This window comes from Oleisolibacter albus, from assembly GCF_003336875.1.
In the GTDB taxonomy this organism is placed as follows: Bacteria; Pseudomonadota; Alphaproteobacteria; order Azospirillales; family Azospirillaceae; genus Niveispirillum; species Niveispirillum album.
In genome coordinates this window covers 14,194-28,337 of sequence record NZ_QGNJ01000024.1, presented here as the reverse complement: position 1 = coordinate 28,337, position 14,144 = coordinate 14,194, and the positions used below count along the sequence as shown (strand labels likewise).

Genomic DNA, 14,144 nt, shown 5'->3' with positions numbered 1-14,144 from the left:
AGCCAGAACCAAGGAGGACCTTTGGCAGGCCATCGCCACCAGCATCGATGCCTTCACCCCAACTGAATGCCAAAACTACTTTGCCGCTGCGGGATATGACCTCGATTGAAAGGAAAACGCTCTAGCGGAGGCGGGCATCGAGCCTTCCGTCGGCAGCGATGACAACGCTCTGGCAGAGACCATCAACGGCCTCTACACAGCGGAAGTGATCCATCGACGCGGACCCTGGCGATCCTTCGAGGCCGTCGAGTTCGCGACCTTGGAATGGGTGGACTGGTTCAACCACCGGCGGCTCCAGGAGCCGATCGGCAACATTCCGCCCGCCGAAGCCGAGAAACGCTACTGCGCCATGCTGGAACAACCGGCCATGGCCGCGTAACTCACCATAATCGGCCTCCGGCAAAGCCGGGGCGGTTCACTAAAAATCTGTGGGTTTCCCGTAAGTCACCGCCGAGCTAGGACTCGGTATTGCGCTCTTGCCAGCGTCGGGATTAGGCGTCTTCATCAATAATTCCGAGCGGGTCACTGGTTTTGATGATCTCTCGAACTTCTTTCGCAGTGTTTGGAATTCATTATTGTGGAAATCCATGATTTCCTGAAAATCAGGAACCACGCTCTTTTTACCAAAAACAAATATCTCTGGTATCTCTCCACTCGACTTCTGAGTTTCTTCGGCCTTCACATCTAAAGATGCCGCAGCGCTCAAAATAAAAGTAACGCACGGAAGGAATAGCAGAACACGTTTTTCTTGTGTGTTGGCAGGAAACTTTGTTTCGGCGTTGGCCGAATGACGCCTCATGGATCGCCCCCTTATGTGGTGCGCCTGAACCATAGATGCGGATATCCGGAGAATCTAACTCAGTCAGTCCGCTCTATAGTTACGGCACAAAGTGGTTTTGCTCTCCAATCCAGCGCGTTTCAAGCGATAATTGGCACTCTGTGACCAACGCCCGGTTACTGGGGATCTTCTGGAGTCTACGATCGGTGGCGCGCCAAGGAAATTCTGCATTGCCGAAATCCGTATAGGCGACTGATGTGCTCCCCAACGTGTGTTCGGTCAGAGTTGGAGTCCTCTGGTTTCATGACCCTGACCCGGTCTCTCCTCCACCTGGAACGAGAGTCCGGCGGCTTCTGAAGCGCTCCCCGTTTTTAGGCCAACCGACACGACAGCACGATGCTGGAAGCGGTCGTCGACGCCGTCCCGCCAAGCTCCATGCCGACAAAGGCTACAATTTCGCCAAGTGCCGACGCGCCTTGCGACGGCGCGCCATCGTTCCCCGCATCGCCCGGCGCGGCATTGAGTCCCGCGAGCGCTTGGGCCGATACCGCTGGGTCGTCGAGCGCACGCTCGCGTGGTTCGCTCGCTTCCGCCGCCTCGCCGTCCGTTACGAACGCCGCGCCGAGATCTTCCTCGCCTTCCACAACATCGCCGCCGCCCTCATCACATGCCGCTTCGTCAAGCGGTACCGATGCTGACGCCGACTGTTCTGTTAGACGCTCTTAGCTGCCCAGGATGGTATCATCCGCACCGGTGTACCCATCACCCAGGGTCAGCTGGGCCAGATCGACCGTCGTGACAGCCGGTGCGGTCCAGGCTCGGCGTTGACGTGCCACTGTCGTCGGCGATGTTTCGGACACATGGGTGGCGTCATCATGGCTGCCTTGCAGGCTGTCCGACTCAACAATCATGGAACTGCTCCTTCTCACCGAAAAAAATATACCTGCTTTTTTTGCGCTCAATTTGTTTAAAAAACCAACCCATACCGGCCTGCACACCAAGAAGGATCATCCATTTCGAGTACATAATGTTTTGGGCGCTAATGGGTGAAGGTGCCGCTGCCGATAGGGGGCGGAATTTTGGGGCGAGGCGGGTGCTGAGGTGGGCGCGCCCGTCTGGGAGTAGGCACGCCATGCTCACCTTCGCCCGATGCCATCACGGAACCGGCGCGGAACCTGCGCGCGCGGGAGAAGGCCAGCACCAACACGCTTGCACGGGACCGGCTGCGCTTCCTGCGGCTGCTGAATGAGGCGCGGGTCGCGGCGCTGTCCACGGCGGCTCGCGCCCAGTTGATGGCGTTGGCATGGCCGAGGCGGTCCATGAGGGCCCGGTGCAAACGCTCCCAAACACCAGCTTGGCGCCACGCATGCAAGCGCCGCCAGCACGTCATGCCAGAGCGCAACACGAACAGGATGCGGTCAGCGCCACGCGGTTGCCCAGCCGGGGCCGCCCGCCTTTCGGCTTGGGCGGCTCTGGGGGACGCAACGGTTCAATCAGCGCCGGCGGAAGCAGCAGCCCGACGCCGTCCGCCAACGGGCGGCCTTGCCCATGGCCCCGGCCGTCCGCCGGGGACGCACCGATGCCGGCCGCTGTCACGAGCGGCTGATAACGGGCGGCATTCAGGACCTGCCGGCGTCACTCATAGACGGCATAAAGTTTCTTCGCCGGCTCCAGCACGGACCAGATCCCCTGGAATCCCGCCGGAACCACGAAGGCGTCACCGGCGCGGAAGGTGCGGGCCTCGCCCCCGTCCGCCGTCAGCACCACCACGCCGTCCAGCAGGTGGCAGAACTCGGTCTCGGTGAAATGGACGCGCCAGCTGCCCACGGCACCGGTCCAGACACCGCAATTGAAGCGCCCGTCCGGGCTGGCGAACAGGTTGGCCGCCCGCTGCACCGGATCACCATCGATGATCCTGGCTGCGTCGGGCCGGTACGGCTCGGCCGGCAGATGCTGGTCCTGGAAGCTGATGACGGGCGGCACGGTGGACGGCATGGGTCCCCTCCCCTGGCGATGACGGTATGCAGGCAAGCCTAAACCGGTACGCCCGGCCGGAAAAGAAGCCGGCCGGGCGCCCTTGTGCTTTCCATCCACTCCACGGTAGGAGCGGGCAGGAAAGAGGCATCGACAGCAGCGGGCCGCAGACACGACTCGCCTGGATGATCCGTATCAGCCCGCCCGGTGCGGCCCGATGCCCGGTGCGGCCTCCTCCTCGTCGCCGACCAGCGGTGCCGCGAAGCGGCGGTAGAGGGCGGGCAGGACCAGCAGCGTCAGCAGGGTGGCGCTGATGAGACCGCCGATGACCACGGTGGCGATGGGGCGCTGAACCTCGGCCCCGACGCTGGTGGACAGCGCCATCGGCACGAAGCCCAGACTGGCCACCAGGGCCGTCATCAGCACCGGCCGCAGCCGTGTCTGCGCCCCTTGCCGCACCGCCGCCTCCACGTCCAGGCCGCGGACGCGCAGCTGGCGGATCGAGGACAGCAGCACCAGCCCGTTCAGTACGGCGATGCCCGACAGGGCGATCATGCCCACGGCGGCGGAGATGGAGAACGGCATGCCGCGCAGCCACAGCGCCAGGATGCCGCCCGTCAGGGCCAGCGGCACGCCGCTGAACACCAGCACGGCGTCCCGCGCCGACCCCAGCGCGCCGTAGAGCAGCAGGAAGATCAGGGCGAAACAGGCCGGCACCACCAGTATCAGCCGCGCCCGCGCCGCCAGGAGGTTCTCGAACTGCCCGCCCCAGTCGATCCAATAGCCGGGCGGTACGGTCACCGTGGCGGCGAGGCGTTCCTGCGCCTCGGCCACGAAACCACCGATGTCCCTGCCGCGGACATTGGCCTGGACGACGACCCGGCGCTTGCCATCCTCCCGGCTGATCTGGTTCGGCCCTTCGGCGATGCGGAAACGGGCCACCTCGCCCAGCGGCACAGTGCGCACGGCACCCGGCCCCCGGGATGCGGCCGCCTCGGCGGCCAGTGGGATAGGCAGTGGGATGGGAAGGCTTTCCAGAGCGGCCGGATCGGTGCGCAGCGCTTCCGACAGCCGGACCACGATGTCGAAGCGCCGGTCGCCCTGATAGACCAGCCCGGCCTCGCGGCCGCCGACGGCCAGGGCCAGCACCGCCTGCACATCGGCGACGCTGAGCCCGAAGCGCGCGGCCCTGGTCCGGTCCACCTCGACCGTCATGAAGGCGGCCCCGGCAACCTGCTCCACCCGGACATCGGCGGCGCCGGGCACGGCCTTGACCGTCTGCGCGATCCGGTTGGCCGTGGCAAGCAGCGTGTCGAAATCATCGCCGAAGACCTTGATGGCCACGTCGCCGCGCACGCCGGCCAACAGCTCGTTGAAGCGCAGCTGGATGGGCTGGCTGACCTCGTAGACCTGGCCCGGCAATTGGGCCACCGCCGCTTCCAGCCGGCGGATCAGCGCCGCCTTGGACAGGCCGGGATCGGGCCATTGCTCCCGCGGCTTCAGCATCACGAACATGTGGCTGATGCCCGGTGGCATGACGTCGGTGGCCACATCGGCGGTGCCGGTCTTGGAGAAGGCATAGGCCACCTCCGGGAAGGCGGTGATGGCCGTCTCGATCTCCATCTGCTGTGCCGTGGCCTGCGCCAGTCCGGTCGAGGGAATGCGGAAGGAATTGAGGGCGATATCGCCCTCGTCCAGCTGGGGGATGAACTCCTGCCCCAATTGGGTGAACAGCAGCAGGCTGCCGCCGAACAGCAGGGCGGCCGCGGCCGTCGCCCGCAGCGGCGCCCGCAGCGCACGCTCCAGCAGCGGCCGGTAGGCACGGCCGGCCTGCCGGATGATGACATTCTCCGTCTCGTCAACCCGGCCCGTCACCAGCATGGCGATCAGGGCCGGCACCAGGGTCAGCGACAGGACGAAGGCGCAGGCGAGCGCGATGATGACCGTCAGCGCCATGGGCTCGAACATCCTGCCCTCCACACCGGTGAAGGTCAGCAGCGGCAGATAGACGGTGATGATGATGGCCTGCCCATAGACCGAGGGCTGGATCATCTCCTTGGCGGCGACGGTGACCTCGTGCAGGCGTTCGCGCAGGGTGAGGATGCGGCCCAGATGGTGCTGACGCTCGCCCAGGCGGCGCAGGCAGTTCTCGGCGATGATGACGGCCCCATCGACGATCAGGCCGAAATCGAGCGCACCCAGGCTCATCAGGTTGGCGCTGACACGCGCCCCCAGCATGCCCGTGGCCGTCAGCAGCATGGTCACGGGAATGACCAGCGCCGTGATCAGCGCCGCACGCCCGTTGCCCAGCAGCAGGAACAGGACGGCGATGACCAGCAGGGCGCCCTCGGTCAGGTTCTTCGCCACCGTCCGGATGGTGGCGTTGACCAGATCGGTGCGGTCCAGCACGGTCTTGACGACGATGTCCGGCGGCAGCGCGGCCCGGACCGTATCCAACCGGGCATCCACGGCGGCCGCCACGGTCCGGCTGTTCTCGCCGATCAGCATCAGCGCCGTGCCGACCACCACCTCGCGCCCGTTCTCGCTGGCGCTGCCGGTCCGGACCTGCTGGCCCGGCTGCACGGCGGCGACGTCGGCCAGACGCACGGGCACACCGCCACGGGTGGCGACCACCACCGCCCCGATTTCCGCCGGGGTCGACAGGCGGCCGTCGGCGCGGACGATGAACAGCTCGCCATTGCGTTCCAGTTGCCCGGCCCCCAGGCTCTGATTGGCCCGGTCCAGGGCCACCGTCAGATCGGCAAAGGTCAGGCCGGCCGCGATCAGCCGGGCGGGATCGGGCAGCACATGGTATTGCCGCTCATAGCCGCCGATGCTGTCGACCCCGGCGACACCGTCCACGCCCTTCATCTGCGGGGCGACGATCCAGTCCTGGACCGTGCGCAGATAGGTGGCCTGCTCCACCGGTGTGGCCAGCAGCTCGCCCTCCGGCGTCAGATAGGCACCATCGGGCTGCCAGCCGGGCTGCCCAGCCTCGGCCTTTGCCGCCACGAAGGGGGCGAATTCCACGGTCCACATATAGACCTCGCCCAGGCCGGTCGAGATCGGCCCCATGGACGGCGCCAGGCCGGGCGGCAGTGCCGCGCCGGCCTGGGCCAGCCGCTCCCCCACCTGCTGGCGCGCGAAGTAGATGTCGGTCTTCTCATCGAAGATGGCCGTCACCTGGGAGAGGCCATTGACCGAGATCGAACGGGTCGCGTCCAGGCCGGCGATGCCGGCCAGGGCCGTTTCCACCGGGAAGGTGACCTGCTTCTCGACCTCGAAGGGGGACAGCGCCGGGGCGCGCGTGGTGATCTGGATCTGGTTGTTGGTGATGTCCGGCACGGCGTCGATCGGCAGCCGCAGCAGCGACTGGACGCCGAAGGATGCGGCCAGTGCGGCCAGCAGCACGACAAGGAAGCGCCGCTGGACGGAAAAGGCGAGGATGCGTTCGATCATGTCCGCCGCCTCAATGGGTGTGGGAGTGCTCGGCCGCGCCCTTGGACGCCTCGGCCTTGAGCAGGAAGCTGTTGCCGCTGGCGACCGGCTCGCCCGGCACCAGACCCGAGAGGACCTCCACCATGCTGGCGTTGCGGCGGCCGACAGCAACCGCGCGGGGGACGAAACCCCCGTCGGTGCGCGCGAACACCACCGTCTGACCGTTCATGGTCTGCAATGCGGTGGCGGGCACCGCCAGCGCCGCAACGGCATCGCCGGTGGCAATGGTTCCGGCGGCGAAGTCACCCGGCCGCCAGGTGCCGTCGGCATTCTCCAGGCGGGCGACCACGCGGGCGGCCCCCGTCTGCGGGTCCAGGGTGGGGCCGGCGAAGATCACCCGGCCCTGCGCGCTGCGCCCGTCCGTGCCCTGCACAGTGACGGCCTGTCCTTCGCGGACCAGCGGCAGATCCTGGGCATAGACCGGCAGGTCCACCCAGACCACGGACAGGTCGGCGATGGTGAAGACCGTCCTGTCGGCAGCGACCAGTTCCCCCCGCACCGCGGTGCGGGCGATGATCCGTCCGGCAATCGGCGACCGGATCTCCAGACGGCCCAGACTCTGCCGCCCCTCTCCGGGCAGGGCTTCGATGGCGGTTGCCGACAGGCCCAGGCTGGCGAGGCGTTGCCGCGCCGCATCCAGGCGGATACGGCCGGTTTCCGCCGCCGTGCGGGCGTCGAGATAGTCCTGCTCGGCGGAGATCTTCCGACGCCAGAGATCCTCTTCCCGCTTCAGCGTCGTGCTGGCCAGCGCCTCCTCGCGGCGGGCGGCCAGATAGTCGGCCTTGGCCTCGGCAAGGTCGCGGCTGTCCAGCACGGCCAGCACATCGCCGGCGGCCACCCTGTCCCCCAGTTGCCTGTCGACCGAGGCCACCACCCCCGCCACGCGGGTGGCGACATCGGCCATCCCATCGGCATCGGGCACGATGGTCCCGGTAACCTGGATTTCCCGGGACACATCGCCGGAACCGGCCGCCACGATCTGGATACCGGCCCGGGCGATCTGGGCGGCGCTCAGATGGATGGCGCCGTCTCCGTCTTCATGCCCATGCCCGTGCCCGTCATCAGCACCAGCCTCGGCCCCCTCCTCGGTCCCGTGGTCGTCCGCCTCGCCGGCCCCATGCTCATGGTCCTCCCCCTCGGCATGGGCGGCACCGGCGCGCGGGCCGGCCCCATGGTCATGGGCCAGGTCATGCGCCCAATAGCCCAATCCCGCCGCCAGCAGGGCCAGAGCGGACACACCGATCATCGTCGTCGTCTTCATCTTCATGGGATCACCTCTGCCCGTCCGGGCCGGTCGTCGCCGTCAGCCGCTCAAGCTCGGCCCGCGCCGTGTGGAAGCCCTGCAGGGCATCGATCAGATCAGCCTGCGCCTCGGCGAGGGTGCGCTGGGCATCGAGGACCTCCAGGTAGGAGAACTTGCCCTGCCGATATCCCTCCCGGGAAAAGGCGAAGGCCTGCTCGGCCGCCGGGATGATCCGCTCCTTCAGGGTGGCGGCCGTATCCCGCGCCGCCTCCAGGCTGCTCCGTGCCGCCAGCATGCGCCGGTCGAGATCGAGCCGCGCGGCGGCAAGATCCGCCTCGGCCGCGGCCGCCTCGGCCCGCGCCCGGGCAATCGCCCCCCGGTTGCTGTCGAAGACGGGGATGGGGATGCTGACCCCGACGAGAAAGGCATTGTCGCCGGACTCGCGGAACCGGCGGACGCCGGCGGACAGGGTGAGATCGGGAACAGCGCGGCTGCGCTCGACCTCCACCGCGGCCCGGCCGCGGACCACCTCCACCTGCCGCCGTTGCAGGTCGGCCGTTTCCGCCGGCACGGGACCGTCCGCCGCCGGTGCCGGCAGGTCCAGACGCAGGAACCAGGCGTCATCGAGCGGGCCGGACAGCGCGCCGGGCAGCGGCGTGGCGCCGATCAGCCCCGCCAGGGTCCGGCGGGCGGCGGCAGCGCGCTGACGGGCCTGATCGAAGGCCAACTCGGCCTGGCGCCGGGCGATTCCCGCCCGGTCCGCCTGCACCACCGTCTCCCGCCCGGCCGCGACACGGGCCTCGATGGAACGTTCCACCTCGCCGGCCAGACGGACGCGCTCCCCGGCCAGGACCACGGCCCGGTCGGCCGCCGCGGCCGCGGCGAAGGCCGTGCGCACATCGCGCACCAGATCCAGCTGCGCGGCGGTGAGTTCCTGGCCGGCGGCGAGACGGTCGGCGCGGGCGGCCGCGACGCGGGCCCCGCGCTTGCCGCCAAGCTCGACCGTCTGCGTCAGCCCATAGGTGGCCTCGACGCTGCGGTATCCACGGTAGGGGCCGGACCCCTGGAAATTCTCAAGCTCGACCCCGAGTTCGGGGTTGGGCAGGACATCGGCCTGATCCATCGTGGCCGAAGCGGCATCCAGACGGGCCCGGGCCGCACCGATGCGCGGTTCCGCCGCCAGGGCGCGGGCAATGGCCTCGTCCAGAGTCAGGGATGGCGGCGCCGGCAGCGGCGCGGATAAAGGCGCGGGCAACGGGGCCGGCTGGGGGAACTGGCTGGCGGGCGGCCCATCCTGGGCAACAGCCGCCGGCGCCCAGGCGATTCCCATCGCCAGGGCGGCTGCGAAAGGCAGACGCATGATTTCTCCGCGTACGAACAGACGAACAGCGGGCGCGGCGGATGCCGGCACCCGGATGCGGTCGGTTCGTCAGAGACGCGGAGGTTCGTAGGGGAGACCGGGCTCTGCCCCCTGCGGCAGCAGGGCGTCTTCGGGCAGCAGCCGCAACGCGGTCCATTCGATCAGGACGCCGGGACGCCCCAGGCGGTCGGCAACATGGACATGACCGCAGCCATGATGGCAATCGACATAGCTCTTGGTCGATCCGCCATCCGTCACCGCGCCGTCATCGGCGGACTGGCCATGGCTGTGTGGTGCGTCGGCGGCATGGATCGGGCCGGGCGCAGCGAACAACAGGGCCAGAAGCAGCAGAATGGCGGTGAGCAGACGCATGGCCCGACCTTAGGGGAGCGCCACCCCCAACTCAAGGGCCAAACGGCGCCGCGGGCGGCACGCCGAGAGGCAATGCACGCGGGCGGCGGCGATGCCGGACGACTGTATCAGGGCGCGGACGGCGGAGCGGTGCGTCCCGCCCGCTGGGCCGCAAGCTCCTGGCGGGCGATGGCGAAATCGTGCTGGAAGGCGGGGTCGGCCTGCAGCCGGGCCACCAGCGCCGCGCCGACAAGGCGGCCGGCCTCCACATCGCTGGCGTAATGGACACCGCAGACGACACGGCTTTCGCCGTAAGCCAGACCGCGGGCCAGCACGGCATCGGCGCGGTCGGGTGCCATTTCCGCCAGCACCAGGGCCCAGGCCCAGCCCGTGGCGGCATGGCCGGAGGGATAGGAGCCGCTGGCCGCCAGCCATTTCTCCGGCACGATGCAGGTCGCCGCCGGCTCGGACACGAACGGGCGCGGCCGGTTGAAGCCGCGCTTGGCCGGCCCCTGGACGGTTTCCAGATCGCCCAGCATCCGGCCCAGCAGCAGGGCCAGCGTCGGCATGTGCGCGGGCTCGAAACGGATGCCCAGCGCCTCGTCAAAGATGCGGGGCGCACGCGGCGTCTCGATCTCATTGTCACCGGCCGCCATCTGCCAGCGTGGGCTGTCCTTCAGGGCGCGGGTGGCCCGGTAGAGGGCGATGTCGTCCTGCTCCCGCAGCGAACCCTTGTCCGGCGGCGGCGGCAGGAAATGAGCGGCGTTCGGCGCCGTCTCCGCCGACAGATAGCCGTGCGGATGGTCGCGGAAGCCCGTCCACAGGACCGGCACGTCCGCCGGGTCCGCCGCCATGGCGCCCGGTACCACCGCGGCTCCGGTCATGGCGACGGCGAGGATGGTGGCAGCCAGCAGGCCGGCGGTCGAACGGCGGGTCATGCGGAGATCCGATCCTCTGGGCATCAGGCCGGTTGGGCGCCGGGGCGACCATCCTCGACCACCCAGCTGTTGAGGGTGGCCACCGTGGCCTTGGGGTCGCGCACATTGCTGACGGTCCGGTAGCGGGTCAGCATGCGGGTCGGGGTGACATCGATGGAGATATAGCCGCGCAGACGCCCTTCGAAGAATTTGATGTGGGGATTGCTCGGCATGTACGACATCAGCGCGTCATGGGGCGGTCCGCCGGAGGTGATGGAGGTGCCGACAAACTCGGTCGCCACGGTCCGGGACGCGGAATCCCGGCTGTCCAGCTTGACATCGTTGGTCCAGAAGGAATGGTAGTCCCCGCTCAGCACCACGGGGTTGCGCGGCTTCAGTGTCACCAGCGCCTGAGTCAGACGATCGCGCGCCGCCGGGAACCCGTCCCAGGTGTCGGTCCAGTAGCGGGTTTCCTCGCCGGCCTTCTCGAAACGGAGACCGGCCATGACCAAGTCCTGGCCCAGGATGGTCCAGCGGGCATTGCTGCGGGCCAGACCGTCATAGAGCCAGCGCTCCTGCTCGAAGCCCAGGAAGGTCCGCGACGGGTCCAGCCGGTCGGGACAGGCGCTGTCGGTCATGATCTGCCCCTGCGCGCCCCCCGCCACATCGACGCAGGGCTGGCGGGAGCGGTACTGGCGGCCATCCAGCATGAAGAATTCGGCCAGGCGACCATAGCGGATGCGGCGATGGATCGGCATCTGCAACCGCGAATCCAGCCGCGTCCGGCGGATCGGCATGGCCTCGTAGAAGGCCTTGTAGCCGGCGGCCCGCCGCTTCAGGAAATCGCTGCCGCCCGCCCCCGGCTCCTGAGTCCAGATTCCTGAGTAATTGTTCAGCACCTCATGGTCGTCCCAGACCGCAAGGCAGGGGGAAACGGCGTGCAGGCGCTGCAGGTTGGCGTCGGTCCGGTGCAGGGCATAGCGGTTGCGGTACCCGGCCAGCGTCGTCGCTTCCTCCAGATCATAGGAACGGACGGTGTTGGCCTTGCGGGCGCCGCCGACCGTGTATTCATAGATGTAGTCGCCCAGGAACAGCGTCAGATCGGGGGCCTCATCGGCCATGTGCCCGTAGGCGCTGAAATAGCCGTATTCCCAGTGCGAGCAGGAGGCCACGCCCAGCCGCAGCAGATCGACGGGCGCGTCGGGGGCGGGCGCCGTGCGTGCGTGCCCCGCCGGACTGCGCTGGCCGGCAGCGGTGAAGCGGTACCAGTAGGGACGGCCGGGCTTCAGCCCGGCCACTTCCACATGCAGGCTGTGGGCGTCCGCCTGTTCGGCGACCACCTCCCCCGCGGCGACGATATGGCTGAAGCCCTCATCGGCGGCCACCTCCCAGCGCACCGGGATCGGTGCCGACAATCCGCCGAGGCCGTCCGGCGCCAGCGGATCGGCCGCCAGCCGGGTCCAGAGGACGAAACCGTCGGGCGCCGGGTCGCCGCTGGCCACGCCCAGCGGAAACAGATAGGCACCAGCGGCCGGCGCCCGGCCAAAGCGCAGCACCAGCGGTGCCGCGACCAGACCACCGAGCAGCACACGCCGGTTCACCGGCAACAGGGAGGAGGGGGGAAACATGGACGGTCTCCGGGAAACGCAGGATGAAGAGAGGGGGACCGGCGCCGGCCGGTCCCCCCGTACCGACCGCGGCGTTACATCTCCACGGTCAGACGCACGCCCAGGGTACGCCCCTGGCTCGGCGAGGCGGTGGGGCGGGCCGAGCCGTTGAAGCCGTTGCGGGTCTCTTCATAGTAGGTGTTGGACAGGTTGCGGCCCCAGACGGCGAAGCGCCAGTTGGAGTCGGTCGGGCTCATGCTGAACGAGGCGTTCAACAGCCAGTATCCCGGCAGGACGGAACTGGAGGCCGCACTGTAGATGGCATCCCGCTTGTTGTAATTGGTTTCCGCACGCCAGTCGAAACCCACCAGGGTCCAGTCGTAGGAGACGGACCCTCCGTAATTAAATTTCGGGAACTGCAGGGGTTCGCCGGAACGGTCGTTGGAGATGATGGTGGTCCAGGGACCGTTCGGCGGGTTGGCCTTGTCCGTGGCCGTACCGTCGATGGCGAAGTACTCGGTGTACTTACCCTTCTTGTAGCCGAAGTTCTGGGCGATGGTCAGGCCCTCGATGGGGACCCACAGCAACTCGACCTCGCCGCCATAGATCTCCGACTTGGGCACGTTGGTGATCTTGCCCAGCCGCCCGCTGTCGCGGTCATACTCCAGACCCTGGACCTGCTGGTCCTTGTAATCGTAGTAGAACAGGGCGCCGTTGATCTGAAGCTGACGGTCGAACATCTCCGACTTTACACCAGCCTCGTAGGCGATGACGATTTCCGGCTTGAACGGCGTGGCCGAGGTGCCGTTGTAGGTCGTGAAACCGCCCGACTTCACGCCACGGGACACGTTGGCATAGAGCATGGCCCCGTCGGTGACCTTGTACTCGACGCCGGCGCGGCCGCTGAACTCCGACAGGTCGGTGTCATAGGTCTGCTCCGGCCCCGCAGCGACGTTGAGGCGGCGGGTGCCCGAGGTGGTCAGGCTGCGCTCCTCATATTCGTAACGCAGGCCGGCGATCAGGTTCAGCCGGTCGGTCACGGCATAGCTGTTGTGGGTGAAGATGCCGACCGCCTGGACGTCCTGGTCATACGGCGTGTTCAGCAGCGGCTGGATGCCACGGAACTGGGTGTAGAAGCCACCATCGATGCTTTCATCGGCATAATGGGTGCCGATCATCCAGTCCAGCGGGCCATTGTCATGGGAGGACAGCCGCAGCTCCTGCGAGAACACGTCCAGATCATTGTAGAAATAGACGTCAGATTCCTGCAGGCGGGTGCCGTCCCAGTCATTGTATTCGGAGCGGCTGAAATTCTGATAGGCCGTGATCGAGGTCAGATCGGCCCAGCCCAGATCGGCCTGGACATGGGCGGCAAGGTTCAACCCGTCATTGTCGCGGCCCGGCTTGGCATCCAGGTCACGGCCGGCAACGGCGGCCAGCTCCGACGAGATCTGCCAGCCGGTGATACGGCGGGCCGTGTCGGCCGGATAGGTGACTTTGCCATCGGCCGAGGTGTAGGGACCGCGCAGGCGGAAGCCCAGCCCGTCCGACTTGTCGACCTGATAGGTGGCGGACACGTCGACGGTCACATCATCGAGCGCATCCCAGGTCAGACGGCCGCGCACCGCGCTCTTATCGGTGTCGCCCAGCTTCTCGCCGGTGTCGCGGTTGTACTGCCAAGCGCCGCCCTGCTCGGTCACGGCAGCCAGACGGCCGAGAAGACCCGGCGCGATCTGGCCAGAGACGAAGCCTTCCAGCTTGTAGCGGTCATAGGAGCCATATTCGGCCGTCATGCCGGCATGGGTCTCCGCCGTCGGGGCGTTGGTGATGATGTTGACCGCACCGCCCGTGGTGTTGCGACCATAGAGCGTGCCCTGCGGCCCGCGCAGCACCTCGATCCGGGCGATGTCGAACATCGCGCCCTGGGTGGTGATGGTGTAGGGGTGCGCCACCTCGTCGACATACACACCGACAGTGGAAGCGTTGTTGCTGGAATATTCGCGGGCGCCGATGCCGCGGATGCGGAACTGCGGCTGGCCGCTGCCGAACTGGCTGTCCACCTCCATGTTCGGCACGACATTCTCGATGTCGTTGACGACCCGGACAGCCTTCTCGTTCAGCGCTTCCCCGCCGATGACGCTGAGCGAGAGACCGACATCCTGGCTGGACTGTTGCCGGCGCTGGGCCGTAACGACAATCTCTTCGAGCACGCCCTTGTCGGTATCGGACTTGGTCTCGGCCGCGACGGGAAGCCCCGCCGTCACGGCCAGAACGGCGCTGGACGCGCCAAGCAGAAAGCGTTTCATGCCATCATCCATCGGGGCGCGCACGAGTATCCCCATCCCCCCGCGCGGACCGGTGAGTTGCAGACAAGATTGACGACTGCGGTCTGGCCAAGGAATGGAACTGCGGCAGG

The 14,144-nt window shown here is 67.7% G+C and carries 10 protein-coding genes and 3 pseudogenes; 2 read left to right on the top strand and 11 right to left on the bottom strand.

Annotation, left to right across the window (positions count from 1 at the left end; translation table 11 throughout):
* Nucleotides 1-121 precede the first annotated feature (121 nt).
* Nucleotides 122-379 (top strand): annotated as a pseudogene (locus DK368_RS20520) (integrase core domain-containing protein); the annotation flags it as partial.
* 39 nt (nucleotides 380-418) lie between these two features.
* Here the strand turns inward: DK368_RS20520 and DK368_RS21545 are convergent.
* Nucleotides 419-799: a hypothetical protein gene (locus tag DK368_RS21545; protein ID WP_155524658.1), complete on the bottom strand. Its 381-nt coding sequence runs from the start codon at nucleotides 797-799 to the stop codon at nucleotides 419-421.
* 392 nt (nucleotides 800-1,191) lie between these two features.
* On the opposite strand from DK368_RS21545, the pseudogene DK368_RS20515 reads away from it, so the two are divergent.
* Nucleotides 1,192-1,476 (top strand): annotated as a pseudogene (locus DK368_RS20515) (transposase); the annotation flags it as partial.
* Between the two features lie 24 nt (nucleotides 1,477-1,500).
* On the opposite strand, the gene DK368_RS20510 reads toward DK368_RS20515, so the two are convergent.
* The 10 genes and pseudogenes from DK368_RS20510 to DK368_RS20465 form a co-directional block, all read right to left on the bottom strand.
* Nucleotides 1,501-1,689 (bottom strand): hypothetical protein, encoded by a 189-nt coding sequence (locus DK368_RS20510; protein ID WP_114395846.1) that lies wholly within the window; start codon nucleotides 1,687-1,689, stop codon nucleotides 1,501-1,503.
* A 338-nt stretch (nucleotides 1,690-2,027) separates the two neighbouring features.
* Nucleotides 2,028-2,311 (bottom strand): annotated as a pseudogene (locus DK368_RS20505) (IS5/IS1182 family transposase); the annotation flags it as partial.
* Between the two features lie 102 nt (nucleotides 2,312-2,413).
* Nucleotides 2,414-2,773, bottom strand: coding sequence for a cupin domain-containing protein (locus tag DK368_RS20500; protein ID WP_114395845.1), 360 nt, complete (start codon nucleotides 2,771-2,773; stop codon nucleotides 2,414-2,416).
* A gap of 174 nt (nucleotides 2,774-2,947) precedes the next feature.
* Nucleotides 2,948-6,211 carry an efflux RND transporter permease subunit gene (locus DK368_RS20495; RefSeq protein ID WP_114395844.1) on the bottom strand — a complete coding sequence of 1,088 codons (3,264 nt, stop codon included), beginning with the start codon at nucleotides 6,209-6,211 and terminating at the stop codon, nucleotides 2,948-2,950.
* 10 nt (nucleotides 6,212-6,221) lie between these two features.
* Entirely contained in the window at nucleotides 6,222-7,517 is a 1,296-nt protein-coding gene (locus tag DK368_RS20490; protein ID WP_114395843.1) for an efflux RND transporter periplasmic adaptor subunit, read from the bottom strand.
* 4 nt (nucleotides 7,518-7,521) lie between these two features.
* Entirely contained in the window at nucleotides 7,522-8,853 is a 1,332-nt protein-coding gene (locus DK368_RS20485; protein ID WP_114395842.1) for a TolC family protein, read from the bottom strand.
* A gap of 69 nt (nucleotides 8,854-8,922) precedes the next feature.
* Entirely contained in the window at nucleotides 8,923-9,225 is a 303-nt protein-coding gene (locus DK368_RS20480) for a hypothetical protein (RefSeq protein WP_114395841.1), read from the bottom strand.
* Nucleotides 9,226-9,332: 107 nt separating this feature from the next.
* Nucleotides 9,333-10,142, bottom strand: coding sequence for an acid phosphatase (locus tag DK368_RS20475; RefSeq protein WP_205028329.1), 810 nt, complete (start codon nucleotides 10,140-10,142; stop codon nucleotides 9,333-9,335).
* Between the two features lie 23 nt (nucleotides 10,143-10,165).
* A complete protein-coding gene (locus DK368_RS20470; protein WP_114395840.1) occupies nucleotides 10,166-11,749 on the bottom strand; it encodes an alkaline phosphatase D family protein in 1,584 nt (527 codons plus the stop codon).
* Nucleotides 11,750-11,823: 74 nt separating this feature from the next.
* Nucleotides 11,824-14,034 (bottom strand): TonB-dependent receptor, encoded by a 2,211-nt coding sequence (locus tag DK368_RS20465; protein ID WP_114395848.1) that lies wholly within the window; start codon nucleotides 14,032-14,034, stop codon nucleotides 11,824-11,826.
* Between the last annotated feature and the right edge of the window lie 110 nt (nucleotides 14,035-14,144).